The following is a 24,303-nucleotide window of genomic DNA, read 5'->3' as shown; positions in this document are numbered from 1 at the left end:
GATGATTATGCTGAACTTTGAAGGTAAAGAGATTGAGACCGATAGCGAAGGCTATCTGAAAGAGACCAGCCAGTGGAGCGAAGGTCTGGCGGCCGTTATTGCCGAAAAAGAGTCTATCGCCCTGACGCCGGAGCACTGGGAAGTGGTGCGGTTCGTGCGTGATTTCTATCTGGAATTTAACACTTCTCCCGCCATCCGCATGCTGGTGAAAGCGATGGCCAATAAGTATGGCGAGGAGAAAGGCAACAGCCGCTATTTGTATCGACTGTTCCCGAAAGGCCCGGCAAAACAGGCGACCAAGATCGCCGGCCTGCCTAAGCCTGTGAAATGTATTTAATGGCGAATGCCGAAATTAACGTATTCCCGCTCGGGTTGATGCGGTTCTGACAGAACCTTTTCAACCCGGGCGATGCGCGGCCCGCCCGCCTTAAGCCAGGCAAGCAGTTTGTCGACCTGCTCCGCCTCGCCGCAGGCCACCACCTCGACGCTCCCGTCATCCATATTGCGCGCGTATCCGGTCAACCCCAGATCTGTGGCTTCACGCTGTGTACTGTAACGAAAGCCAACCCCCTGAACCGTGCCATGAACCCACGCGATGGTGCAGACTTTTGCCATGATATTTCCCCTTATCCGTGCCTGGCCCTGAACCACAAGAATAGCAAATTATGGCCGGGCGATTAGCGTAACGTTTTGGGTAAGCAGCCATAATGCTGGCGGAAACGGGCCGTAAAACGCGAGCTGGAAAGATATCCGCACTGCATGGCGATCTCCCCGACAGACAGCCGGGTCGACTGCAATTGAGACAGCGCAACCGCCATGCGCACCTCCTCCACAATCTGGCGAAAGCTGTGCGACTCTTCGCGTAAGCGTCGGCGTAGGGTCGGCACGCTGACGGCCAGGCGACTGGCGATATCCTGGGCGGTCCATGCCCGGGCGGGTGACATCATGATGAACTGCCGCACCTGCTCCGTGAGATTGACGTTGCGCTCGATAAGCAGCGGCCCCGCCATCCCGTCATGCAGCAGCGCCAGCAGCAGTCCGAAAGCCTGATGCTTTTGCAGCTCGTCGGAAAAATCATGCCGCACCGCGTGCAGCAGATTGCCCCACATAAAGGCCAGCCCTTCGCTGAGCGGCGCGCAGAGCGAGTCTGTTTTGCTCCGTGGCCAGTCCTGCAGGTAGCGGGTTTTAAACTCCGCAATAATCTCCGGTGACAACAGCAGCAAGTCAGAATGAAAAATGCCCTGTGCAGGCTGATTAACGATCTCCATCGGCGTATTCGCCGGGATGATGATTAACTCATCGGGCGTGGCGACCAGACGGCTATCCTCATGAATAATTACCTTGCTGCCGTGCGTAATATGACAGATGGCAGGATAAAACAGCTTAACCTGATGCAGGCGATGCATTTTGCTGGCACTGATCTCAGCCGTGGTCAGATGTTTATGTTGAAAATGAAAATCCTGCACCGGTCCCTCCCTATCTTGCGTATGTTGCGGTTAATTGCGCCTTCGCCAGCGCGTGGCTGTTGAGCATGAAGCCGACCAGTGCGCCGCTGGCGCTCTTATCGATGGGCAGCTCATCCACATCCAGCGCCCAGACGGTGATCTGGTACGGGTGAGGCTTGTCCCCTTCTGGCGGGCACGCGCCACCAAAGCCAGAGTAACCGAAATCATTACGCCCCTGTACCGCCCCGGCGGGTAATTTCTCGTTATTCTGGTTGCCGGCACCGGCAGGGAGATCCCGGGTTTGTACAGGTATGTTCACCACGGTCCAGTGCCACCAGCCGCTGCCGGTAGGCGCCGCGGGGTCATACACCGTAATGGCAAAACTTTTGGTGCCCTGTGGCTGATTTTTCCATGTCAGCTGCGGCGATTGGTTGCCGCCATGACAGCCAAACCCGTCGAAGACCTGATGCTGCGTTAATCGCTGGTCGCCGGAAATATCCCGACTGCTGATGCTGAAAGGTAATGCCGCTGAGACCGTAAAACTCATCCCCGCCAGAGTGGCTGCTGCGATTGCAATGTGCTTTTTCATTAGAGTTTCCTTTTGCTGAGCTGGAAACACCAATGTAAATCCTGCAGCAAAGGGGGGAATGTGCCAGAGCGATTTTAATTTGTGCCGAAACGCTCAATAGTGTCCGCAGATGATTGCCCCTGACCATCTGTGCTACTCTACGCGCCATTTCCCTGGAATCGACAGAATAGTAAATTATGAGTGTACGTTTAGTGTTAGCCAAAGGGCGCGAGAAATCCTTGTTGCGCCGCCATCCCTGGGTCTTCTCCGGCGCGGTTGCGCGTATGGAAGGCAAAGCCAACCTCGGTGAAACCATCGATATCGTTGATCATCAGGGGAAATGGCTAGCGCGCGGCGCATACTCGCCGGCGTCTCAGATCCGCGCCCGCGTCTGGACCTTCGATAAAGACGAAACCATCGATATCGCGTTCTTCGTGCGTCGTCTGCAGCAGGCGCAGCAGTGGCGCGACTGGCTGGCAAAACGCGACGGGCTGGACAGCTATCGCCTGATCGCCGGTGAATCCGACGGTCTTCCGGGCGTGACCATCGACCGTTTCGGTAACTTCCTGGTGCTGCAGCTGTTAAGCGCGGGGGCTGAATATCAGCGTGCGGCGTTAATCAGCGCCCTGCAGGCGCAGTATCCTGAATGCGCCATTTACGATCGCAGCGACGTTGCGGTGCGTAAAAAAGAGGGGATGGAGCTGACCCAGGGTCCGGTCACCGGTGAACTGCCGCCGGCCCTGCTGCCTATTGAAGAACACGGTATGAAACTGCTGGTGGATATTCAGGGGGGGCCATAAGACCGGTTATTACCTCGATCAGCGCGACAGCCGTCTGGCGACCCGCCAGTACGTTGCCGATAAACGCGTCCTGAACTGCTTCTCCTACACCGGTGGCTTTGCCGTTTCAGCCCTGATGGGCGGCTGCCGCCAGGTTGTCAGCGTCGACACGTCGCAGGAAGCGCTGGACGTGGCAAAGCAGAACGTTGAGCTGAACAAGCTGGATCTGAGCAAAGCCGAATTTGTCCGCGATGATGTCTTCAAGCTGCTGCGCAAATACCGCGACCAGGGCGAGAAGTTTGACGTGATCGTGATGGATCCGCCGAAGTTCGTCGAAAATAAAAACCAGCTGATGGGTGCCTGCCGCGGCTATAAAGACATCAACATGCTGGCGATCCAGCTGCTTAACCCGGGCGGCGTGCTGCTGACCTTCTCCTGTTCCGGCCTGATGACCACCGAATTGTTCCAGAAAATTATCGCGGATGCCGCTGTAGATGCTGGCCGTGATGTACAATTTATAGAGCAGTTCCGTCAGGCGGCCGATCATCCGGTGATCGCTACCTATCCGGAAGGGCTGTATCTGAAAGGATTTGCCTGTCGCATCATGTAACTTGAAAAGTGGAATGTTGCCCTCACCTATAGAGTAAGTAACGTTTCCCGGGAGGTGACTATGATTGCCAGCAAATTCGGTATCGGCCAGCAGGTCCGCCACTCCCTGTTAGGATACCTGGGCGTGGTCGTGGATATCGACCCGGAATATTCCCTCGATGAACCGTCAGCGGATGAGCTGGCGGTGAACGCAGAACTCCGCGCCGCCCCCTGGTACCACGTGGTGATGGAAGACGACGAAGGCCAGGCCGTGCATACCTATCTTGCCGAAGCTCAGCTCAGTGGCGAGCAGCAGGATGAACACCCTGAACAGCCTTCCATGGATGAACTGGCGCAAACGATCCGCAGACAGTTACAGGCCCCGCGCCTGCGCAACTAAAGAGAAACCCGGTAGCCCTCGGCTGACCGGGTTTTTTTATTACTTCGCCATGCCCAGGCGTGGGATCTCGATTGCCGGGCAACGGTCCATCACCACGTTCATCCCTGCGTCACGTGCCAGCACCGCGGCCTGTTCGTTAATCACCCCAAGCTGTAACCACAGGGTTTTCGCCCCAACCGCAATGGCTTCCTGAGCCACTCCCCAGGCGGCTTCCGAATTACGGAATACGTCCACCATATCGATTTTTTCCGGTACCTCCGCCAGGGTGCCGTATCCCTGCTGGCCTAACAGCGTTTTGCCCGCCACTTTTGGCGATACCGGGATCACGTGATAGCCCTGATCGAGAAGATATTTCATTACCCGGTAACTTGGGCGATCGGGTTTGTCGCTTGCTCCCACCAGCGCAATCGTTCGAGTGGTGGAAAGGATTTCAGCTATATCGTTCTGTTTCATGAACTTCCTCCTGGCGTGTTCAACATCAATATCAAGGCAGTATGAGCAACCGGCCATCCCATACGTCTGCATGAGGGCAAATGGCCAGATAATGTCTATATGTTAGTAAATATGTTTGAAGAAAAAATTTGATACATTCTTCGCGATGCGCGTCTTTTAAGAGGGCTTTTTATGAAAACCGGCATTGCCTGGAGTCTGTTTGCGCTGCTCATGCCGGTTTGCGTTTTTGCCACAACGCTGCGGCTCTCTACGGACATCGACCTGCTGGTGCTGGACGGAAAAAAAGTCTCCAGTTCCCTGCTGCGCGGTGCGGACAGCATTGAGCTGGATAACGGCCCGCATCAGATTGTGTTTCGGGTAGAGAAGACCATTCGCATCGGCAACCATGAAGAACGGGTCTATATCTCCCCTCCCCTGGTCGCCAGCTTCAACACCCAGCGCATCAGTCAGGTTAATTTTAGCCTTCCCCGGCTGGAAACAGAAAAAGAGTCGCAACTTTTTGATCGTTCACCGCATATTGAACTGCTGGATGGCGATGCGACCCCGATCCCGGTGAAGCTGGATATTCTGGCGATCACCGATACGCCGACCGGCGTGAACTACGAGTACGATACCGAGCGTTATAACAAAGCCGGTCAGAGCGCCTCGATACCGCAGTTCTCCACCACCATGGCCGATGACAGTACCCTGCTATCCGGCGTGTCGGAGCTGGATATGCCGCCGCCGCAGTCCCAGAATCTGACGGAGCAGCGGCTCAAATACTGGTTTGCCCAGGCCGATCCCGAAACCCGCAGCCGTTTTCTGCAGTGGGCGAAGCAACAACCCTCGTCCTGAGCCGCATTTTTTATCCCTTTCCCTTGCAGCGTCAGGTGCTTCCAGTAATCTGTAACCAGTTAACTAACGGATAGAGATTATGGAACTCACAACCCGCACACTGCCGGACCGCAAACATATCGCGCTGGTGGCGCACGATCACTGCAAACAGATGCTGCTCAACTGGGTTCAGCGTCACAAATCCCTGCTGGAAAAACACCAGCTGTCAGCCACCGGGACCACCGGTAATCTGATCCATCGCGAAACCGGGCTTCAGGTTAATGCGTTGCTGAGCGGCCCGATGGGCGGCGACCAGCAGGTGGGCGCGCTGATTTCGGAAGGCAAGATTGATGTGCTGATCTTCTTCTGGGATCCCCTGAATGCCGTACCGCACGATCCGGATGTTAAAGCGCTGCTGCGTCTGGCGACGGTCTGGAACATTCCGGTCGCCACCAACCTGTCGACGGCGGACTTTATCATTGCCTCTCCGCAGTTCAACGACCAGGTGGAGATTTTAATCCCGGATTATCAGCGCTATCTGGCTGAACGTCTGAAATAGTGGCCCTGCCGGGTGGCGGCTTCGCCTTACCCGGCCTACAAAAACCACAAACCGCACAACCCGTAGGCCCGCGCAAGCGAAGCGCCGCCGGGCAAATTATCGCTACGGTTTTCGCGCCACCGGCACATCAATCTCTTTCAACATGTCCACAAAGCGTGAAGGCTGCTCTTTGTTAAACAGCAGCCAGACGCGGTGACGGGCGCGGGTTATCGCCACGTACAACAACCGCCGCTCCTCGGCATCGGGAAAATCTTCCACCTCAGGTAGCAGCGCTTGCTCCATCACCGATTCACGCGCAGGTGCCGGGAAACCATCGCTCCCTTCCTGCAACCCCACCACAATGACGTAATCTGCCTGCTGCCCCTTGCTGGCGTGAATGGTCAAAAAATCGAGCTGCAGTTTCGGCCAGCGGGTCGCGGCTTTCTCCAGGCTGGCGGGCTTGAGGTGGTGATAGCGCGCCAGCACCAGAATGCGCTCTTCCGGCCTGGCGTAACCGCTCAGTTTATCCAGCAGGGCATCGAGCTGATCTTCAGCCAGCAGCGTGACCGCTTTTTTATCGCCTGCCGACAGGCTGTTCAGCGGTTTTGCCAGCTGGTGCGGGTTCTGCTGGATAAACCGGTTGGCGATCTCACCGATCCGGTTATTGAAGCGGTAGGTGGTGTCGAGATCGCAGCGATCGCCCTCGCCAAAGTAGTGATGAAACGCCGTGGTCAGTGACAGTTGCGCGCCGCTAAAGCGGTAGATCGCCTGCCAGTCATCCCCCACGGCAAAGAGGGTGGTGTGCTTATTCTGCGCCCGCAGCGCTGCCAGCAGCGCCGCGCGCTGGGGGGAGATATCCTGAAACTCGTCCACCAGGATGTGCTTCCAGGGGCTGATAAAGCGGCCTTTCTCGAGGATCACGATCGCCTGATGGATCAACCCGGAAAAATCGACGGCATTTTCTTCCTTGAGGGCGGTTTTCCACGCTTTTAACAGCGGGGCCATTAACTTCACCCGTTTTGAGAACAGGGCCCGGACCTCTTCGGGCGCACCGGCAATCATCTCGGCCTGCGCGCCGCCGTGCATCCGCATCAGGCTTACCCAGCGATCGAGCCGCGGAGCCAGCCGACGCGCCAGCTTCTCGTTTTGCCAGAAACTGCCTTCCGGTACGCTCCAGTCAAGCTCCTCTTCGAGCCACTGACGCCAGCCCTTGGCCTGCGCTTTTTTCTCACTGCACTGCTGTTTCCAGGCCTCGATAAAAATCTGTTGCCGCGCCACGGTGTCATTCTCAAGCTTGCTGACGACCGGCACCTTTTTGCTCCCCTGCTGGATGATGTGCAGGGCCAGGGAGTGGAAGGTTCTGGCGGTAATGTCGCGGGTGTGCAGCCGCGCCTCGATCCGCTCATCCATCTCCTGGGCTGCCTTACGGCCAAAGGCCAGGAGTAAGATTTGCTCGGGAACGGCTTCATTGCGGGTCAGCAGCCAGCCCGCCCGCGCCACCAGCACCGAGGTTTTACCGCTGCCGGCTCCCGCCAGCACCAGCAGCGACTGCTCACCGTTAACCACCGCCCGGGCCTGGGCCGGATTCAAAGGGGAAGACTCAATACCGGCAAAAAAAGTCAGCATACTGGCTGAGCATGGCGGTGGTCCACGCCTGGTTATGCGCCAGCCGGCTCTGGTCAATATCCTCCAGCCAGGCCCGGCACTGACGCCAGGCGTCCCGGCAGTTATCGAACTCCTCCAGACGTGAAACCGACAGCGGAAGGGCCTGGATCGCCTGGTTAATCTTTTGCTGCAGGCCCTGCGTTTTATCCCGCGTCATCCAGCTGTTTTGCGCGTTGCTGGTGGCGATGTCATTCAGCGCGTTTTGCAGCACCTGCGCCGCCACCTCACTCATTTCAGCACTCCATTGCTGCCAGAGCGTGTTCAGATGATGGTGAAAACGCTGGGTTTCCGCCCACTCCGTACCGTGCAGCCGCACCACTTTCTCTTCCGGCAGGACAAACTCCAGCTCGCCCCAGACCAGGCCGCGCTTGCAGTGAATCGCCAGCAGCTGATTGAAGGGAATGAGGTATTCGTGGCGTTCACCTGAGACTTTCACCCCGGCGTTGAGCAGAACGACTTTGTCGTACGGATGTTGTGCCAGGCGCTTGCCTAACGAAGTTGCTTTCAGTTCCATGTCCAGCCCGATCCACAACGTGAGTAATTGCCTGATAGTTTAACTGCCAGTTTTCAGGTGCTCCAGCGCAAAAAAACGTTACAATCAGCAGGGCTTCAACATTACGGAAAGAATTGAGGTTTTATGCGTACCGTTCTGAATATTTTGAATTTTGTCCTCGGTGGTTTTGCCACCACGCTCGCCTGGCTGCTGGCAACGCTGATCAGCGTGGTGCTGATCTTCACCCTGCCGCTGACCCGTTCCTGCTGGGAGATCACCAAACTGTCGCTGGTTCCGTACGGTAATGAAGCGGTCCACGTGGATGAGCTGGAGCCTGGCAGCAAAAACGCGCTGATGAACACCGGCGGAACACTGCTCAACATCCTGTGGCTGATCTTCTTCGGCTGGTGGCTGTGTGTCATGCACATTGCGGCGGGGATCGCCCAGTGCATTACGCTTATTGGTATCCCGGTCGGGATCGCCAATTTCAAAATTGCCGCCATTGCCCTGTGGCCTGTCGGACGCCGGGTCGTTCCGGTAGAAGTGGCCCGCGCCGCCCGGGAAGCCAACGCCCGCCGTCGTTTTCCGTAACAAGGATCCCGAGCGCTCATGCTAAGCCCGCTGCTTCGCCGCTACACCCTCAACAGCGCCTGGCTGTATAACGTCAGGATCTTTATTGCCCTGTGCGGCAGCACCGCCCTGCCCTGGTGGCTGGGCGACGTGAAGCTCACCATTCCGCTGACGCTGGGCGTCGTGGCCGGTGCGCTGGCCGATCTGGATGACCGTCTCGCCGGTCGGCTGCGCAATCTGGTGATCACGCTGATCTGCTTTTTTATCGCCTCGGCGTCGGTAGAGCTGCTTTTCCCCTGGCCGTGGCTGTTCGCCATCGGCCTGATGCTCTCCACCAGCGTATTCATCCTGCTGGGCGGGCTGGGACAGCGCTACGCCACCATTGCCTTTGGCGCGCTGCTGATTGCTATCTATACCATGCTGGGGGTGTCGCTTTACGACCAGTGGTATCAGCAGCCGGTTCTGCTGTTGCTGGGGGCTGTCTGGTATAACCTGCTTACCCTGGCCGGACACCTGATTTTCCCCATTCGCCCCTTGCAGGACAATCTGGCCCGCAGCTATGAGCAGCTGGCGCACTATCTGGAGCTCAAGTCCCGGCTCTTTGACCCGGACATTGAAGGCGATGGCCAGGCGCCGCTGTACGATCTGGCGCTGGCGAACGGCCAGCTGGTGACCACGCTGAACCAGACTAAAGCCTCGCTGCTTACCCGGTTGCGCGGCGATCGCGGTCAGCGCGGCACCCGCCGCACCCTGCACTACTACTTTGTGGCGCAGGATATTCACGAGCGCGCCAGCTCCTCGCATATTCAGTACGCCGATCTGCGCGAGAAGTTTCGCTACAGCGACGTGATGTTTCGCTTCCAGCGCCTGCTCTCCATGCAGTCGCAGGCCTGCCATCAGCTGTCACGATCTATCCTGCTGCGCACCCCCTATCAGCACGATCCACGGTTTGAGCGGGCCTTCACGCACCTGGATGCGGCGCTCGATCGCGTCCAGGCCAGCGGGACCTCAGCAGAACAGATGAAAGCGCTGGGTTTTCTGCTGAACAACCTGCGCGCCATTGACGCCCAGCTCGCCACCATCGAATCCGAGCAGGCGCTGGCTATGCCCCGCAATGATGTGGAGAACCAGCTTGCCGACGATAGCCTGCACGGTTTCAGCGATATGTGGCTGCGCTTAAGCCGCAACTTTTCACCGGAATCAGCGCTGTTCCGCCATGCGGTGAGGATGTCGCTAGTACTTTGTATTGGCTATGCCTTTATACAGATAACCGGGCTTAATCACGGCTACTGGATTTTGCTGACCAGCCTGTTTGTCTGTCAGCCGAACTACAATGCCACCCGCCACCGGCTGGCGCTGCGTATTATCGGTACGCTGGTCGGGGTCGCCATCGGGCTGCCCATCCTCTACTTCGTTCCCTCCCTGGAAGGCCAGCTGATCTTGATTGTGATCACCGGGGTGCTGTTTTTTGCGTTTCGCAATGTTCAGTACGCGCATGCCACCATGTTTATTACCCTGCTGGTGTTGCTCTGTTTCAACCTGCTCGGGGAAGGCTTTGAAGTGGCGCTACCGCGCGTCATCGATACCCTGATTGGCTGCGCCATTGCCTGGGCCGCAGTAAGCTTTATCTGGCCAGACTGGCGCTTCCGTAATCTGCCGCGCGTGCTGGATCAGGCGATGAATGCCAACTGCCGGTATCTGGATGCCATCCTTGAGCAGTATCATCAGGGCCGCGATAATCGCCTGGCGTATCGCATTGCCCGGCGTGATGCCTATAACCGCGACGCGGAACTGGCGTCGGTAGTCTCAAACATGTCCACGGAACCGCGGGCGACAGCGGAAACGCGCGAGGTTGCGTTCCGTCTGTTGTGCCTGAACCACACCTTTACCAGCTACATTTCGGCGTTGGGTGCGCACCGCGAGCGGCTGACCAGCCCAGCCATCCTGGCATTGCTTGATGATGCCGTTTGCTATGTAGATGATGCGCTGCATCAACGCCCGGCGGATGAACCTCGGGTTCAGCAGGCTCTGACCGAACTGGCGCAACGCATTTCGCATATTGAACCGGGTGCCGAGAGCAAAGCGCCGCTGGTGCTGCAGCAAATCGGTCTGCTTATCGCGTTGCTGCCAGAAATTTGTCGTTTACAGCAGCACGTTAATCAACTGCCAGAGTGAGTGCTGTTATCCACCGGCAGCCTTTTGTACCACTCCACCAGCTCCCGGCGTCTGTTCTCCGGGAGCGCCGCCTCGTGCAGACCGACGATTGCCCCTTCCAGCGCAAACAGCACCTTGTAGCTCAGGTGCTTGTTAAGTTCCCTGATCTTCAGCCAGCACTTCTCGGCGCCGAGGGTGCGTAACGCCTCTTCGTTGCTGATGCCCGCCTCGTTTAGCAGGATCTCAAGCTGAAAGGTGAGATTGGGTAAATCTTTCAGCCTGTCGCGCTTGTACCGCTCGCGGCGCTCCCGCCGCGCGGCTTCGAGGGCAAATGAGGAGAGCTGCAGGAGCTTATCCCGATCCTGCCAGAGCGCCTCATCGACACGGTAATAGTTCAGCAATACCGCGCGCCCCCGCTTCACCAGCGTTAAGTAAGAGGAGGCATTTTTGACGCAGTACTGTGCGCTCTCTTCACAGGCGCGCAGGTATAACTCCCCCTCTGAGACCATCGCAAAGACCGCATCATCCACCGCCAGGGTGTATCCGCCGAACAGGGCCCGATGCTCAACATCACCGAGTGATGAAAGATATTTCGTAGATTGATAGATCCGCTCATAGGATAACTTTTTCATGATATTTCCCTTTTAAATCATGCAGTAATAGTAAAGTCGTTTGTTAACGGATCCGTTAGCCAAAAAATAGGTAAGTTATGATCGAACGGCAAGATGATTTTTCAATCGGTCTGAATAACAAACCAAATTTGCGAGGAGCTTTCCGAAAATGAGGTTGATCTTTAGACGTACAGGGGTTACTGTATATCCATACAGTAACTACAGGGCTGGATTGATTATGTACTCTTCAGGCTATGCAAACCGTTCAACAACTTTCTCTTCTTCCGCTGGCAAAAGTGCACGGAGTTCCGCTGCTGCGTACATGTCCACCGGGCTGATTAGTGAAGTGCTTTACCGTGAAGACCAGCCCATGATGACGCAGCTGTTATTGCTGCCCCTGTTACAGCAGCTTGGTCAGCAGGATCGCTGGCAGCTGTGGCTGACGCCGCAGCAGAAATTGAGCCGTGAATGGGTACAATCCGCAGGTTTACCGCTGACTAAAGTGATGCAGGTGAGCCAGATGGATCCCTGCCATACTGTAGAATCGATGGTGAGGGCCCTGCGTACCGGGAATTACAGCGTGGTGATTGGCTGGTTTACGGAAGAATTAACCGAAACGGAACAACATCGCCTGGCCGAAGCGGCCGAAGAAGGTAACGCACTGGGCTTTATTATGCGTCCTGTTCGAATGAATGCTCTGGGCAACGGACACCTTTCTGGGCTAAAAATTCACTCGAATTTGTATCATTAAGTAAAAATAAGAGTTTTCCTGGAATTTTTTTTGCAAGCGCTGTACGCCATTGGTTCCCTTTCTAAAAGCCGCGACAAGTCTTGTCTGCCGCGGCTTCCTCCAGTTTAGCACGCCTAAATCTTCGCCATAAATGTTAAATATTGTGTATACAAAACTTTTTTTTCATATGCCTGACGGAGTTCACACTTGTAAGTTTTCAGGTACGTTGTAGACTTTACATCGCCAGGGGTGCTCGGCCTAAACCGAAGATATCGGTAGCTTTACTCTTTGTCCCCGCCCCCCGGTGAAGGATTTAACCGTGACTCTCATTGAGATTCTCATGGCGATTTTTGGATGATAACGAGGCGCAAAAAATGAAAAAGACAGCTATCGCGATTGCAGTGGCACTGGCAGGTTTCGCTACCGTAGCGCAGGCCGCTCCGAAAGATAATACCTGGTATGCAGGTGCTAAACTGGGCTGGTCTCAGTTCCATGACACTGGCTGGTATAACGACGCTCTGAACAACGACGGCCCAACTCACGAAAGCCAGCTGGGCGCAGGCGCGTTCGGTGGTTATCAGGTTAACCCGTACGTTGGCTTCGAAATGGGCTACGACTGGCTGGGCCGCATGCCTTACAAAGGCGACAACGTTAACGGTGCTTTCAAAGCACAGGGCGTTCAGCTGACTGCTAAACTGGGCTACCCAGTAAATGACGCTGTAGACATCTACACCCGTCTGGGCGGCATGGTATGGCGTGCAGACTCCAGCAACAGCATCGCTGGCGACGACCACGACACTGGCGTATCTCCAGTATTCGCAGGTGGCGTTGAGTGGGCAATGACCCGTGACGTTGCTACCCGTCTGGAATACCAGTGGGTTAACAACATCGGCGACGGCAACACCGTTGGTGTTCGTCCAGACAACGGCATGCTGAGCGTAGGTGTTTCCTACCGTTTCGGCCAGCAGGAAGAAGCAGCGCCAATCGTTGCTCCAGCTCCAGCACCAGCTCCAGAAGTACAGACCAAGCACTTCACTCTGAAGTCTGACGTTCTGTTCAACTTCAACAAAGCAACCCTGAAACCAGAAGGTCAGCAGGCACTGGATCAGCTGTACACCCAGCTGAGCAACCTGGATCCTAAAGATGGTTCCGTAGTGGTTCTGGGCTACACCGACCGTATCGGTTCTGACGCTTACAACCAGGGTCTGTCCGAGAAACGTGCTCAGTCCGTTGTTGACTACCTGATCTCTAAAGGTATCCCGGCTAACAAGATCTCCCCACGTGGTATGGGCGAATCTAACCCAGTTACCGGTTCTACCTGTGACAACGTGAAAGCTCGCGCTGCACTGATCGACTGCCTGGCACCAGATCGTCGCGTAGAGATCGAAGTTAAAGGCATCAAAGACGTTGTAACTCAGCCAGCGGCATAAGTTATCGTCTTATAAAAAAACCCCGCCATGTTGCGGGGTTTTTTATTGTCTGAAGAAAAGTAAAACACTACTTCTTACCGGAAAGCAGCGCCTGCAAATCGGTTTTCAGGGTGGACATCTGACTGGCGTACTTCTCTTTATGTTCCGCATCTTCAATCAGCTGCACGATGGTCTCTGACAAGGTTTTTCCGCGGCGCTGGGCAAGCCCGGCCAGACGTTGCCAGACCATAAACTCCAGATCGATCGACTTCTTCCGGGTATGCTGGTGCTCAGCATTAAAATGCCGTTTTCGCCGCGCGCGGATGGTCTGCTTCATGCGGTTCAGTAGCGCCGGATTGATGTGTTTATCTATCCAGCCGTTGACCAGAATGGGTTCGTTTTCGAGGGTCAGCAATAAATCTACAGCTTCTTTTGCAGCACTGGCTTCGAGGTAGCACGTGATCAATTCCCCTTCACGGTGTTTTTTGACCAGATACTTCCATTTCCAGCCGCTTTCGAGATTTTCCAGTTGTTGGTATTTCATCGCGATCTCAGTGTGACCGTGTAACTGTGTTCAGAATATCAGTTTTTTGGCAATCTGCTGAAAAGAAATCATATCCTGTGATACGCGGCGATGCATTCATCTCCGGAAACGCCCATTCCCTCATGGGCAGAGCCTGCGCCTTACGGTATACTCCATCGTTTTACTTCTGACTAAAAAACATCAACTTTGACCATTACGAAACTTGCATGGCGTGACCTGGTTCCGGATACCGATAGCTATCAGGAACTGTTTGCACAGCCAGATCTCGCGAAAGAACACGAATATATCCTCAGCGACACACAGCCCCGCTTGCATTACGCACTGGAGCAGGTGTTAAGCCCGTGGGCAACCTCACCATTCATGTTGTTGAAAGCGCCAGACGAAGCGGAGTACCTGAGTCTTCTGGCGGATGCCATGCGGCAGCTGCAACCAGAAACCGGGACGGTCTTTGGGGGTGAGTACAGCATTGACGGCCGTACTGTTACCTTTGAACCGGCAACCGTACCCGATGGCCGTTTTGCGGTCACAGGCAACATTGTCCCGGCGGGCTGGACAGAAGCAGAACAGCTGTTTGGCTGCCTGCGCCAGTTTAACGGCGAGCTGACCCTGCATCCCGGCCTGGTTCATCAGGCCAACGGCGGCGTGTTGCTCATCTCCCTGCGCACGCTTCTGGCCCAGCCTCTGCTGTGGATGCGCCTGAAAAACAGCGTCAGCCAGCAGCGCTTTGACTGGGTAGCCTATGATGAGTCACGCCCTCTTCCGGTCGCCGTGCCTTCTATGCCGCTCTCCCTGAAAGTGGTGCTGATTGGCGATCGCGAAGCGCTGGCCGATTTCCAAGAGATGGAACCCGAGCTGGCCGACCAGGTGGTATACAGCGAGTTTGAAGACAGCACGCAGATCGCGGACGCCGAAGATATGCTGCAATGGCTCCAGTGGGTACATGCCGTCTGTGAACGCGCGCAGCTGCCAACCCTGGCGGCAGATGCCTGGCCGGTGCTGATCCGCGAAGCGGTGCGCTACACTGGCGATCAGGAGACCCTGCCGCTTTGTCCCCTCTGGCTGGGTAAGCAGCTGCGTGAAGCTGCGGCCATGACCGAAGACGACACTATTACCGGCGAACAGCTCTCCCAGATGCTGGTGCAGCGAGAGTGGCGCGAAGGCTACCTTGCGGATCGCATGCAGGACGAGATCCTGCTGGAGCAGATCCTGGTCGAAACCGAAGGTGAACGCGTCGGACAGATCAACGCCCTGTCGGTGATTGAGTTCCCTGGCCATCCGCGCGCCTTTGGCGAGCCGTCTCGTATCAGCTGCGTCGTGCACATCGGTGACGGTGAGTTTATCGACGTGGAACGTAAAGCCGAGCTGGGCGGGAACATTCACGCCAAGGGCATGATGATTATGCAGGCTTATCTGATGTCGGAACTGCAGCTTGAGCAGCAGATCCCCTTCACCGCCTCCCTGACCTTTGAACAGTCTTACAGCGAAGTCGATGGCGACAGCGCCTCGATGGCAGAACTCTGTGCGTTAATTAGCGCCCTGGCCGATGTGCCGGTGAATCAGAGCATTGCCATTACCGGTTCGGTGGATCAGTTTGGTCGCGCGCAGCCGGTCGGCGGTCTGAACGAGAAGATCGAAGGCTTCTTTACCGTCTGCCAGCAGCGCGGGCTGAGCGGTAAACAGGGCGTCATTATTCCCCTGCCGAACGTTCGTCATCTCAGCCTCAGCCAGGAGCTGCTGACCGCGGTAGAAGAGGAACAATTCAGCCTCTGGGCGATCGAAGATATTGCAGATGCGCTACCCTTACTGACAAACCTGGAGTGGGATGCCGAAGGGCAGACAACGCTGATGCATACCATCCAGGAGCGTATTGCGCAGGCAACACAGCAGGAAGCACGCCATCGTTATCCCTGGCCGTTACGCTGGTTGAACTGGTTCACGCCAAACTGATCGGACTTGTTCAGCGTACACGTGTTAGCTATCCTGCGTCCTTCACTAAAATAAGGCATACTGAGAACATGGTAGATAAACGCGAATCCTATACAAAAGAAGATCTTCTTGCCTCTGGTCGCGGTGAACTGTTTGGCGCGAAAGGCCCGCAGTTACCGGCCCCGAACATGCTGATGATGGACCGTGTCGTGAAGATGACGGAAACCGGCGGCAACTTCGATAAGGGTTACGTAGAAGCAGAGCTCGATATCAATCCGGACCTGTGGTTCTTTGGTTGCCACTTTATTGGCGATCCGGTGATGCCAGGCTGCCTGGGTCTGGACGCGATGTGGCAGCTGGTTGGTTTCTACCTCGGCTGGCTGGGTGGCGAAGGCAAAGGCCGCGCCCTGGGCGTTGGCGAAGTGAAATTCACCGGTCAGGTTCTGCCGACCGCGAAAAAAGTGACCTACCGTATTCACTTCAAACGCATTGTTAACCGTCGCCTGATCATGGGCCTGGCGGATGGCGAAGTGCTGGTCGACGGTCGTCAGATCTACACGGCTAATGATCTGAAAGTGGGCCTGTTCCAGGACACTTCCGCATTCTGATTTTTGCTTTTACACAAGCATAAAACGGCGAAACCTCCGCACTGCGGAGGTTTCTTTTTTTAAAGAGACGCTATCAAGCAAGTACTGCCCTGTCTCCGATGGCTTCTCGCCAGCCCCCTAACCATTGCGACCTTTGATTAATGGTCTGATAGGGACACATTTCTTTAGAACGTCCGGCGATGCCAGCCTGATAACCACGTTGATGAGCCCTTTCAAGGCGATCTCGTTTCTGTCTCTTCATGCCTCGTTTCCCTCATTATTTGATCTGGTGGAAAAGAAAACAGTGATTACAAAATGTGCAACCACAGATAACGAATACCCTGATTACCGCTTAGCGTCAATGCGCAAAATTCACGCCAGTGTCATAAATGTGAGCTACTCAAAAGTTCATTTGTACAAAAAGTGTGACGCGGCACAAGTAACGGCCTGAGCGTAAAACGAAAAAAAGGCCGCAATTAGCGTCATGCTAAATGCGGCCCGGTGCGATGAATTTTACTTATGGCAGGCGGGAAATCTCTCTGGCAATGCTGGCGGACTCCTGCGCCCAGCCCTGCGCCAGCACCTTCACCATCTCATCGTAACCATCTTTCTGCTGCTTGAGCTCCAGATGGAAAGGCCGCTTAATCAGCTGGCCCTGATGGTTCAGCAACCACTCCCCGCTGACGATCACGCTGCCATCATAGCGACCATGGAAGTTGGTCACGTTGACGTTCAGCGTATCCTGAACGCTACCCAGCGGCTGCGACGCCACCACCCATCCCGGCAGCTGGCTGCTGAGATTGGCGACCAGCGTATTGCGCAGCTGCTGATCCAGCGGGCTGGCCCACAGGTTGTTGTTGGCGATGACATACTGCACATCGCTGGTTTGATATACCACGCCATTACCGGCCAGATAATCCGGCACTGCCACCTGCTCAACCCACAGCAGGCGGTTGCCCTGGCTGGCGATGCTTTGCCCGCCCGCCTGCGCTGCCACGGGCAGCTGGTAGTAGCTCTTGTTCTCTGCTGAGCTGCAGGCGGTCAGGAGCGCCGCCACTGCGGTGATCATTAGCCATTTTTTCATTATTTAGCCCCCTTCGGCTCAGGGTCCTTTTTGTCTTTCGCTTCGAATACCAGCGCGTTGCTCTTCGTGTTCAGCGTCTTCAGCACCGGCTGGAGTTCACGCAGAACCTGATCGAGGCGCTGCATATCTGCCACCATCTTGTTGTACGCCGCTGAACCCGGCTGGAAGCCCTGCATGCTGCGGTTCAGCTCACGCAGGGTTTTCTGCATGTCCTGAGGCAGCTGCTGCATCGACTGGCTGGCGGTCAGCTTGTTGAGGTTATCCAGCGTAGCCTGCAGACGGCGCATCGTCGCCTGGCTCTCACTGAGCGTGTTGGTCGCCTGCTGAATCATCGGATTAAGCGGCAGATTGTTGATCTTATCCAGCGTCTCCATCAGTCGCTGCTGGATCTGCGCCAGACCCCCGCTCACGGTCGGGATGATTTTATAGCCCGAGAATTCACGGATCTCTTTTACCGGCGGCTCTTTCGGGAAGAAGTCCATATCCACGTACAGCGCCCCGGTCACCAGGTTACCGGTTTTGAGCGAGCCGCGCAGGCCGCGCTTCATCAACCCGTCAATATGCTGAGCAATATCAGGTGTGTCGCCAACCTGATTAATCAGACGCTCCGGCTCGATGCGGATCAGCACCGGAATACGGTAGTCGTCATCCAGCACCTGACGCATCCCCGGCGCGAAGAACGGCACTTTGCCGACGGTGCCGAGACGGATGCCGCGGAATTCAACCGGCGCGCCCGGCTGCAGGCCACGGACCGAATCCTTGAAGAACATCAGGTAATCGATATGGTCGGTATAGAGCGAATCCTGAATGCTCTTCTGGTCGTCATACAGTCTGAACGCGGTCTTCTGCGCCACCGGCTGCCCCTGATCCATCCCTTCCGGCACGTCAAAGCTCACCCCGCCGCCAAACAGCGTGGAGAGTGAACCCATCTCGACGCGCATCCCCGCTGAAGTTAAGTCCACGGCGATACCGCTGTCTTTCCAGAAGCGGACGTTACCGGTGACCAGACGATCGTTCGGCGCATTGATAAACAGCTGATAGCTGATGGTCCGTTTTTGCGTATCAAAGGTGCTGGTTTCTACGGAACCGACACGGTAGCCGCGGAACAGCACCGGATCGCCCGGGCTTAGCTGACCGGCTTTTTTGCTGTCGAGGATCACGCGAATGCCTTTCGCATCAGGCGGTGCCAGAGGCGGGGAGTCAAGCAGCTGATACTGCCCCGGTTGCGAGCCCTTTTTCCCCGGCTGCAGTTCGATATAGGCCCCGGATAACAGGGTGCCAAGGCCGCTAATGCCTTCACGACCCACCTGCGGTTTTACCACCCAAAACACCGAGTCGCCATGCAGCAGCTTTTCCATCCCGGCATTGAGGCGGGCTGTAATCTGTACGTGCGTCAGGTCGTCGGTCAGGGTCGCGCTTTCGACCACACCCACATCCACGCTGCGGCTCTTGATGGTCGTTTTACCGCCCTCAATCCCCTCGGCGTTGGTGGTGATCAGCGTCACGACCGGGCCCTGGTGGCTGTAATGATAAAACAGGATCCAGGCACCGATCAGCGCGGTCACGATGGGGAAGATCCACACCGGCGACCAGTTCCTGACCTTCTGCACTTTCGCCTCTCCACTCTTATTTTCCATGCTTTTGCTCATCCTCATGGCTCGACTCTGGCTTACGATCCCACGATAAACGCGGGTCGAAGGTCATGGCAGCAAACATTGTCATTATCACAACCAATGCAAACATTAGCGCCCCTATTGCAGGGTAAATACTCATTAGCCCGCCTATCCGCACCAGTGCAGACAGAACGGCAATCACGAAAACGTCGATCATGGACCAGCGTCCGACAAACTCGACAACTTCATAAATCAAATGCATCCGCTCACTATCACGCTTGCCGTGTCCTTTGGCATCCCAGCAGAGCCAGGCAATGGCAATCATTTTGAGCGTAGGCACCATGATACTGGCAATAAAAATGACCAGCGCCACGGGATAAGACCCCTCCCCCCACAACAGGATCACCCCGGCCATGATGGTCGACGGCATTTCATCACCCAGCAGGTCGGTGATCATAATGGGCAGAATATTGGCAGGCAGATAGAGCATGATGGAGGTGACGAGCAGCGCCATCGTCCACTGAAGACTGTTTTTACGCCGCACGTACCCTTTCGTTTCACAACGCGGGCAGATTTCCTGGTCGGCCGGGAGAATGGCCGTACAGCAGGAGCAGCGACGCAGGTTCTGGTTGATCCCCGGCACGCCGACCTTCAGGGTTTGCGGTAGCGCCGGTGCAGGGGCGATATTATCCCATGCCCAGCGGCGGTCCACGCACTGAAATGCGCGTAGCTGCAGGACACAGTACAGGCACCAGGGAATAAAACTGAGTCCTATCCCTACGTCACCGTAGGCCATCAGTTTGACGAAGCTCACCAGGATCCCGGCAAGGAAGATCTCCGCCATGCCCCAGCTTTTTAGCTGGAACAGGATGCGTGCCATCCAGATTTTTAATGCCGCAGGCATCTGCACGCGGTTAACGAGCAGTAAAATAATCACCAGGCAACACGCCGGTACGATCTGGACGAACAGGAGGAAGAAAGTGCCCAGGCTGGCGTAATCTTCCGAGAACATTACGCCGGGTATCTCCAGTAAATCGACTTCACTGGTGATACCGCCCACTTTCATATAGATAAAGGGAAACAGGTTGGAGAGCAATAGCATGAACAGCGCAGCAATAGCGTAAGCAGTGGGACGCTGCCGGGGCGCGTCCCACTCTGTTGTCAGCGTCGCCCCGCATCGCGGGCATGCCGCTTTGTGTCCATGCTCGAGCGCGGGAAGCGCCACGAGCATATCGCACTGGGAACATAAAATATGCCGATCGGCATGGTGATGTTCACACATACTGGCTCCATGTTTAACTTATGCGCCGTTTTTCAGAGCCTCAAGATATTCCCAGCGTTCAAATGCCTCTTCCAGCGCCTGCTCAGCCTGGGCCATATCGGCCAGGACCTTTTGCGTATGGTCATGCGGCTGGCTAAAGAATGACGCGTCGGCCACCTGAGCCTGCAAACTTTCGAGACTGGCTTCGAGCTCTTCCAGACGCTGCGGCAAGCCTTCCAGTTCGCGCTGTAGGTTATAACTTAGTTTGTTACTGCTGCGTTTGACCGTTTCTGCTTTGTTAACAGCAACTTCCGCTTCGCTCTTCACTTTTGACTGTTTTGTCGCCAGCGACTGCGCCTGCTGCCCACGGGCATCGTGGTAACCGCCCACATAGCGTCCGATACGGCCCTGGCCTTCGAAGATCCAGCATTCGGTCACGGTGTTGTCGACGAACTGACGATCGTGGCTGACGAGCATGACGGTTCCCTGATAACTATCTATCAGTTCTTCAAGAAGTTCCAGCGTTTCTACATCAAGATCGTTCGTTGGTTCATCGAGGATCAGCAGGTTGCTGGGTTTCAGGAATAAACGCGCCAGTAACAAGCGGTTACGCTCCCCACCGGAGAGGGCACGAACCGGCGTCATCGCCCGTTTTGGATGGAACAGGAAGTCCTGCAGATAGCCCAGCACATGGCGCGGTTTCCCGTTCACCATCACTTCCTGCTTACCTTCTGCGAGGTTATCCATCACCGTTCTGTCCGGGTCCAGTTCGGCACGGTGCTGGTCGAAGTAAGCCACTTCCAGCTTGGTTCCGCAGTGGATGCGGCCGCTGTCGGCTTTCAGTTGATCCAGCATCAGCTTCAGCAGCGTGGTTTTGCCGCAGCCGTTCGGGCCAATCAGGGCGATTTTATCCCCACGCTGAACCTGAGCGGAGAAGTCTCGCACCAGCACTTTGCCGTCCACCTGGTAGTTGACGTTTTCCATCTCAAAGACGATTTTGCCGGAACGGCTCGCCTCTTCAACCTGCATCCTGGCGCTGCCCATCACCTCACGGCGCTCGCTGCGCTCACGGCGCATCGCTTTCAGGGCGCGGACGCGACCTTCGTTACGTGTACGACGGGCTTTAATCCCCTGACGGATCCACACCTCTTCCTGGGCCAGCTTGCGGTCGAATTCGGCATTCTGCAGCTCTTCTACCCGCAGGTTTTCCTCTTTTTCCAGCAGATAGGTGTCGTAATCGCCCGGATAGGTCACCAGCTTGCCGCGGTCGAGATCGACGATGCGGGTAGCCATGTTGCGAATAAACGAACGGTCGTGCGAGATAAAGATAATGGTGCCGCCGAAGGTTTTCAGGAACCCTTCCAGCCAGTCGATGGTTTCGATATCCAGGTGGTTAGTCGGCTCATCGAGCAGCAGCACTTTCGGCCCGCTGACCAGCGCCCGGCCCAGCGCGGCTTTACGCAGCCAGCCGCCGGAGAGGGAAGCCAGCGGCATGTCCGCTTCCAGACCCAGCTGGGCCAGCACTTCGTTGATGCGGTTTTCGAGCTGCCACAAACCGTGGTGATCCAGCAGCTCCTGCAGACGCGCCATCTCGTTGAGGTTTTTGGTGCTCGGGTCGGTCATTACCAGGTGCGAGATCTCGTGGTAGCCCTTCAGGTACTCCGCCTGCTCGGCGATCCCCTCGGCCACAAAATCATACACGCTGCCCTGCACGTTACGCGGCGGATCCTGTTGCAGACGCGCCACCACCAGGTCCTGCTCGTAAACGATACGCCCGTCGTCCAGCCCCTGCTCGCGGTTCAGGATCTTCATCAGGGTCGATTTACCGGCGCCATTACGGCCTACCAGACAGACGCGTTCGTTATCTTCGATATGCAGTTCGGCGTTATCGAGAAGCGGTGCGTCGCTGAATGACAGCCACGCGCCATGCATACTAATTAATGACATTTACTTTTCCTTTCAGGCGGCGGTGATCAGCCAGCAGTTGTGGATCTGACGGTTACGGGCAAAATCCTGAGACAGGGTTTTTTGACTGATTTCTTGTGCTTTCAGCCCCAGTTGTTCCAGCCCTTCGTGATCCATGCGGAAGCCGCGCTTGTTGTTCGAGAACATGATGGTGCCGCCTTTACGCAGCATCCGTTTAAGATCCTTCATCAGCGCCAGGTGGTCGCGCTGCACATCAAAAGACTCTTCCATGCGTTTGGAGTTGGAGAAGGTTGGCGGATCGATAAAGATCAGATCGAACTGCTCTTCTGATTCGCGCAGCCAGCCCAGCACGTCGGCCTGCAGCATACGGTGCGCCCGGCCGGTCAGGCCGTTGAGACGCAGGTTGCGCTCTGCCCACTCCAGATAGGTGCGGGACATATCCACGGTGGTTGTGGTCCGTGCGCCACCCAGACCCGCATGCACGCTGGCGCTGCCGGTATAGGAGAAGAGGTTCAGGAAGTCCTTACCTTTGCTCATCTGGCCCAGCATGCGACGGGCGATACGGTGGTCGAGGAACAGACCGGTATCGAGGTAATCGGTGAGGTTGACCCACAGGCGTGCGTTATATTCGCCCACTTCGATAAACTCGCCCTTACTGTTCATCTTCTCGTACTGATTTTTACCCTTCTGGCGCTCACGCGTTTTCAGGATCAGCTTGTTCGGGGCGATGTTCAGCACGCTGATGGTCGCGGCAATGATATCCAGCATACGCTGACGCGCTTTCTGCGGATCGATAGTTTTTGGCGGGGCATACTCCTGCACCACCACCCACTCGCCGTAGCGGTCGACCGCCACGTTGTACTCCGGCAGATCGGCGTCATACAGGCGATAGCACTCAATGCCTTCCTGCTTCGCCCATTTTTCAAATTTCTTCAGATTCTTACGCAGACGGTTGGCGTAATCTTCCGCAATGCTGGCCGGCTTGCTGTCGGCTTCTTTCTCGGCGAGATGGTAGTTTTTCTGCACGCAGTCCAGCGGGCCGTTTTTGGCTTTGAACTGACGCTCGGCGCGCAGCTGCAGGCAGCTCAGCAGCTCCGGCGAGGCGCTGAACAGGGAGAGGTTCCAGCCGCCAAACAGATCTTTCATGGTGCGACCCAGCAGGCTGTGCAGGGCAATCAGGGCCGGCTCGCTGTCCAGACGTTCGCCGTAAGGCGGGTTGCTGATCACCGTCCCGTACGGGCCTTTCGGCAGCGGGTTGGTGAGCTGGGAGACGTCTTTCACCTCAAAGGAGACCAGATCGCCAATCCCGGCGCGACGGGCGTTACTGCGCGCGCGTTCAATCACGCGGCTGTCGCTGTCAGAGCCGTAGAAACGGGATTCATAGGCCGCCAGACCGGCACGGGCGCGGGTCTGGGCTTCGGCTTTCACGTCCTGCCAGGTGGCTTCGTCGTGCTGTGCCCAGCCCTTAAAGCCCCACTGGCCGCGGTGCAGGCCCGGTGCGCGATCGGTTGCCAGCATGGCCGCTTCAATCAGCAGCGTACCGGAACCGCACATCGGATCGAGCAGCGGCGTGCCCGGCTGCCAGCCGGAACGCATCACAATGGCCGCCGCCAGGTTCTCTTTGATTGGCGCGATACCCGCCCGGTCGCGGTAGCCGCGCTGGTGCAGACCTTCGCCACAGAGATCCAGCGCAATACTGGCGATCTCTTTGTTCAGGCGTACGTTGATACGCAGGTCCGGGTTTTCGCGATCGACGTTCGGACGCTCAAGATTTTTGCGGGTGAAGCAGTCGACGATGGCATCTTTCACCTTCAGCGCGCCGTACTGGCTGTTGCGGATCTCGTCGTTCAGGCCGCTGAAGTGCACGGCAAAAGTGGCGCCCGGCGCAAAAATTTCTGTCCAGTCGATAGTCTGCACGCCCAGATAGAGATCGAGATCGCTGTAAACCTTACACTCTCTCATCGGCAACATGATGCGTGAGGCCAGGCGACTCCACATCAGGCTCTGGTAAATAAGCCGCGTGTCGCCCTGAAAATGGACACCACCCTGAACCACCTGGCACTCTTGCGCGCCCAGGCTTTCCAGTTCAGTTTTTAACAGCTCTTCCAGCCCACGGGCCGTACTGGCAAACAGAGAATTCATATCG

General features: G+C 56.3%; 22 protein-coding genes and 2 pseudogenes. 11 read left to right on the top strand and 13 right to left on the bottom strand.

The window, feature by feature from the left end; all coding sequences use genetic code 11:
* The first annotated feature begins 7 nt into the window (after window positions 1–7).
* Window positions 8–337, top strand: a complete 330-nt coding sequence (tusE, locus tag AAHB66_RS07950) for a sulfurtransferase TusE (RefSeq protein ID WP_032617485.1) — start codon at window positions 8–10, stop codon at window positions 335–337.
* On the opposite strand, the gene yccX is transcribed toward tusE, so the two are convergent.
* From yccX to AAHB66_RS07935, 3 genes are all read right to left on the bottom strand, one after another.
* Window positions 334–615 (bottom strand): acylphosphatase, encoded by a 282-nt coding sequence (yccX, locus tag AAHB66_RS07945; protein ID WP_347115791.1) that lies wholly within the window; start codon window positions 613–615, stop codon window positions 334–336. The two genes, tusE and yccX, sit on opposite strands and share 4 nt — an antisense overlap.
* 62 nt (window positions 616–677) lie before the next feature.
* Window positions 678–1,466, bottom strand: coding sequence for a helix-turn-helix transcriptional regulator (locus AAHB66_RS07940; RefSeq protein WP_347115790.1), 789 nt, complete (start codon window positions 1,464–1,466; stop codon window positions 678–680).
* Window positions 1,467–1,476: 10 nt separating this feature from the next.
* Window positions 1,477–2,034 carry a kinase inhibitor gene (locus AAHB66_RS07935; protein ID WP_347115789.1) on the bottom strand — a complete coding sequence of 186 codons (558 nt, stop codon included), beginning with the start codon at window positions 2,032–2,034 and terminating at the stop codon, window positions 1,477–1,479.
* A gap of 176 nt (window positions 2,035–2,210) precedes the next feature.
* Here AAHB66_RS07935 and rlmI point away from each other — a divergent pair.
* A pseudogene (gene rlmI, locus AAHB66_RS07930) lies at window positions 2,211–3,402 on the top strand (23S rRNA (cytosine(1962)-C(5))-methyltransferase RlmI).
* Window positions 3,403–3,462: 60 nt separating this feature from the next.
* Window positions 3,463–3,780, top strand: coding sequence for a heat shock protein HspQ (hspQ, locus tag AAHB66_RS07925; RefSeq protein WP_032617412.1), 318 nt, complete (start codon window positions 3,463–3,465; stop codon window positions 3,778–3,780).
* A gap of 39 nt (window positions 3,781–3,819) precedes the next feature.
* On the opposite strand, the gene AAHB66_RS07920 is transcribed toward hspQ, so the two are convergent.
* Complete coding sequence (locus tag AAHB66_RS07920; protein WP_106992629.1) at window positions 3,820–4,233, bottom strand: CoA-binding protein; 414 nt, start codon at window positions 4,231–4,233, stop codon at window positions 3,820–3,822.
* Window positions 4,234–4,404: 171 nt separating this feature from the next.
* Here AAHB66_RS07920 and AAHB66_RS07915 point away from each other — a divergent pair, with 171 nt between their 5' ends.
* The gene (locus AAHB66_RS07915) at window positions 4,405–5,067 is read left to right on the top strand and encodes a DUF2057 family protein (RefSeq protein ID WP_347115788.1); all 663 of its coding nucleotides are present in this window, start codon (window positions 4,405–4,407) and stop codon (window positions 5,065–5,067) included.
* A 79-nt stretch (window positions 5,068–5,146) separates the two neighbouring features.
* Window positions 5,147–5,605: a methylglyoxal synthase gene (gene mgsA, locus AAHB66_RS07910; RefSeq protein ID WP_337015702.1), complete on the top strand. Its 459-nt coding sequence runs from the start codon at window positions 5,147–5,149 to the stop codon at window positions 5,603–5,605.
* A 102-nt stretch (window positions 5,606–5,707) separates the two neighbouring features.
* On the opposite strand, the pseudogene helD reads toward mgsA, so the two are convergent.
* Window positions 5,708–7,763: pseudogene (helD, locus tag AAHB66_RS07905) on the bottom strand (DNA helicase IV).
* Window positions 7,764–7,886: 123 nt separating this feature from the next.
* Between helD and AAHB66_RS07900 the strand changes: the two are divergent.
* Complete coding sequence (locus AAHB66_RS07900; RefSeq protein WP_347115787.1) at window positions 7,887–8,333, top strand: YccF domain-containing protein; 447 nt, start codon at window positions 7,887–7,889, stop codon at window positions 8,331–8,333.
* An 18-nt stretch (window positions 8,334–8,351) separates the two neighbouring features.
* Entirely contained in the window at window positions 8,352–10,487 is a 2,136-nt protein-coding gene (yccS, locus tag AAHB66_RS07895) for a YccS family putative transporter (protein WP_347115786.1), read from the top strand.
* Here yccS and AAHB66_RS07890 read toward each other — a convergent pair.
* Entirely contained in the window at window positions 10,472–11,098 is a 627-nt protein-coding gene (locus tag AAHB66_RS07890) for a TfoX/Sxy family DNA transformation protein (protein ID WP_347115785.1), read from the bottom strand. The genes yccS and AAHB66_RS07890 overlap by 16 nt on opposite strands.
* A 217-nt stretch (window positions 11,099–11,315) precedes the next feature.
* Here AAHB66_RS07890 and sulA point away from each other — a divergent pair, with 217 nt between their 5' ends.
* A complete protein-coding gene (gene sulA / locus AAHB66_RS07885; protein ID WP_347116444.1) occupies window positions 11,316–11,828 on the top strand; it encodes an SOS-induced cell division inhibitor SulA in 513 nt (170 codons plus the stop codon).
* A gap of 353 nt (window positions 11,829–12,181) precedes the next feature.
* Window positions 12,182–13,237: a porin OmpA gene (ompA, locus tag AAHB66_RS07880; protein ID WP_347115784.1), complete on the top strand. Its 1,056-nt coding sequence runs from the start codon at window positions 12,182–12,184 to the stop codon at window positions 13,235–13,237.
* 67 nt (window positions 13,238–13,304) lie between these two features.
* On the opposite strand, the gene matP is transcribed toward ompA, so the two are convergent.
* Window positions 13,305–13,760 (bottom strand): macrodomain Ter protein MatP, encoded by a 456-nt coding sequence (gene matP, locus AAHB66_RS07875; protein WP_347115783.1) that lies wholly within the window; start codon window positions 13,758–13,760, stop codon window positions 13,305–13,307.
* Between the two features lie 186 nt (window positions 13,761–13,946).
* Here matP and AAHB66_RS07870 point away from each other — a divergent pair, with 186 nt between their 5' ends.
* Together AAHB66_RS07870 and fabA are read left to right on the top strand one after the other, a co-directional pair.
* The gene (locus AAHB66_RS07870; RefSeq protein WP_347115782.1) at window positions 13,947–15,707 is read left to right on the top strand and encodes a Lon protease family protein; all 1,761 of its coding nucleotides are present in this window, start codon (window positions 13,947–13,949) and stop codon (window positions 15,705–15,707) included.
* 68 nt (window positions 15,708–15,775) lie between these two features.
* On the top strand, window positions 15,776–16,294 hold the full coding sequence (fabA, locus tag AAHB66_RS07865) for a bifunctional 3-hydroxydecanoyl-ACP dehydratase/trans-2-decenoyl-ACP isomerase (protein ID WP_312188723.1): 519 nt from the start codon (window positions 15,776–15,778) through the stop codon (window positions 16,292–16,294).
* Between the two features lie 73 nt (window positions 16,295–16,367).
* Here the strand turns inward: fabA and rmf are convergent, their stop codons facing one another.
* From rmf to rlmKL, 6 genes are all read right to left on the bottom strand, one after another.
* A complete protein-coding gene (gene rmf, locus AAHB66_RS07860) occupies window positions 16,368–16,535 on the bottom strand; it encodes a ribosome modulation factor (RefSeq protein WP_032617397.1) in 168 nt (55 codons plus the stop codon).
* A gap of 255 nt (window positions 16,536–16,790) precedes the next feature.
* Window positions 16,791–17,357, bottom strand: coding sequence for a membrane integrity-associated transporter subunit PqiC (gene pqiC, locus AAHB66_RS07855; protein WP_347115781.1), 567 nt, complete (start codon window positions 17,355–17,357; stop codon window positions 16,791–16,793).
* The gene (pqiB, locus tag AAHB66_RS07850; RefSeq protein ID WP_347115780.1) at window positions 17,357–18,994 is read right to left on the bottom strand and encodes an intermembrane transport protein PqiB; all 1,638 of its coding nucleotides are present in this window, start codon (window positions 18,992–18,994) and stop codon (window positions 17,357–17,359) included. Before pqiB ends, pqiC begins: the two co-directional genes overlap by 1 nt.
* Window positions 18,984–20,252 carry a membrane integrity-associated transporter subunit PqiA gene (gene pqiA, locus AAHB66_RS07845; protein ID WP_347115779.1) on the bottom strand — a complete coding sequence of 423 codons (1,269 nt, stop codon included), beginning with the start codon at window positions 20,250–20,252 and terminating at the stop codon, window positions 18,984–18,986. The genes pqiB and pqiA overlap by 11 nt, the downstream gene beginning before the upstream one ends.
* 18 nt (window positions 20,253–20,270) lie before the next feature.
* Complete coding sequence (locus AAHB66_RS07840; protein WP_347115778.1) at window positions 20,271–22,178, bottom strand: ABC transporter ATP-binding protein; 1,908 nt, start codon at window positions 22,176–22,178, stop codon at window positions 20,271–20,273.
* Window positions 22,179–22,190: 12 nt separating this feature from the next.
* Window positions 22,191–24,299, bottom strand: a complete 2,109-nt coding sequence (gene rlmKL / locus AAHB66_RS07835) for a bifunctional 23S rRNA (guanine(2069)-N(7))-methyltransferase RlmK/23S rRNA (guanine(2445)-N(2))-methyltransferase RlmL (protein ID WP_347115777.1) — start codon at window positions 24,297–24,299, stop codon at window positions 22,191–22,193.
* Window positions 24,300–24,303 lie beyond the last annotated feature (4 nt).

It is taken from the genome of Leclercia sp. S52 (genome assembly GCF_039727615.1).
GTDB lineage: Bacteria > Pseudomonadota > Gammaproteobacteria > Enterobacterales > Enterobacteriaceae > Enterobacter > Enterobacter adecarboxylatus_B.
This window is presented reverse-complemented; position numbering and strand designations above follow the sequence as displayed.

Bases quoted from the DNA above. Each gene is read 5' to 3' on its own strand.
- tusE (WP_032617485.1), top strand. From the start codon at position 8: ATGCTGAACTTTGAAGGTAAAGAGATTGAGACCGATAGCGAAGGCTAT.
- yccX (WP_347115791.1), bottom strand. From the start codon at position 615: ATGGCAAAAGTCTGCACCATCGCGTGGGTTCATGGCACGGTTCAGGGG.
- AAHB66_RS07935 (WP_347115789.1), bottom strand. From the start codon at position 2,034: ATGAAAAAGCACATTGCAATCGCAGCAGCCACTCTGGCGGGGATGAGT.
- hspQ (WP_032617412.1), top strand. From the start codon at position 3,463: ATGATTGCCAGCAAATTCGGTATCGGCCAGCAGGTCCGCCACTCCCTG.
- AAHB66_RS07920 (WP_106992629.1), bottom strand. From the start codon at position 4,233: ATGAAACAGAACGATATAGCTGAAATCCTTTCCACCACTCGAACGATT.
- AAHB66_RS07915 (WP_347115788.1), top strand. From the start codon at position 4,405: ATGAAAACCGGCATTGCCTGGAGTCTGTTTGCGCTGCTCATGCCGGTT.
- mgsA (WP_337015702.1), top strand. From the start codon at position 5,147: ATGGAACTCACAACCCGCACACTGCCGGACCGCAAACATATCGCGCTG.
- AAHB66_RS07900 (WP_347115787.1), top strand. From the start codon at position 7,887: ATGCGTACCGTTCTGAATATTTTGAATTTTGTCCTCGGTGGTTTTGCC.
- yccS (WP_347115786.1), top strand. From the start codon at position 8,352: ATGCTAAGCCCGCTGCTTCGCCGCTACACCCTCAACAGCGCCTGGCTG.
- AAHB66_RS07890 (WP_347115785.1), bottom strand. From the start codon at position 11,098: ATGAAAAAGTTATCCTATGAGCGGATCTATCAATCTACGAAATATCTT.
- sulA (WP_347116444.1), top strand. From the start codon at position 11,316: ATGTACTCTTCAGGCTATGCAAACCGTTCAACAACTTTCTCTTCTTCC.
- ompA (WP_347115784.1), top strand. From the start codon at position 12,182: ATGAAAAAGACAGCTATCGCGATTGCAGTGGCACTGGCAGGTTTCGCT.
- matP (WP_347115783.1), bottom strand. From the start codon at position 13,760: ATGAAATACCAACAACTGGAAAATCTCGAAAGCGGCTGGAAATGGAAG.
- fabA (WP_312188723.1), top strand. From the start codon at position 15,776: ATGGTAGATAAACGCGAATCCTATACAAAAGAAGATCTTCTTGCCTCT.
- rmf (WP_032617397.1), bottom strand. From the start codon at position 16,535: ATGAAGAGACAGAAACGAGATCGCCTTGAAAGGGCTCATCAACGTGGT.
- pqiC (WP_347115781.1), bottom strand. From the start codon at position 17,357: ATGAAAAAATGGCTAATGATCACCGCAGTGGCGGCGCTCCTGACCGCC.
- pqiB (WP_347115780.1), bottom strand. From the start codon at position 18,994: ATGGAAAATAAGAGTGGAGAGGCGAAAGTGCAGAAGGTCAGGAACTGG.
- pqiA (WP_347115779.1), bottom strand. From the start codon at position 20,252: ATGTGTGAACATCACCATGCCGATCGGCATATTTTATGTTCCCAGTGC.
- AAHB66_RS07840 (WP_347115778.1), bottom strand. From the start codon at position 22,178: ATGTCATTAATTAGTATGCATGGCGCGTGGCTGTCATTCAGCGACGCA.
- rlmKL (WP_347115777.1), bottom strand. From the start codon at position 24,299: ATGAATTCTCTGTTTGCCAGTACGGCCCGTGGGCTGGAAGAGCTGTTA.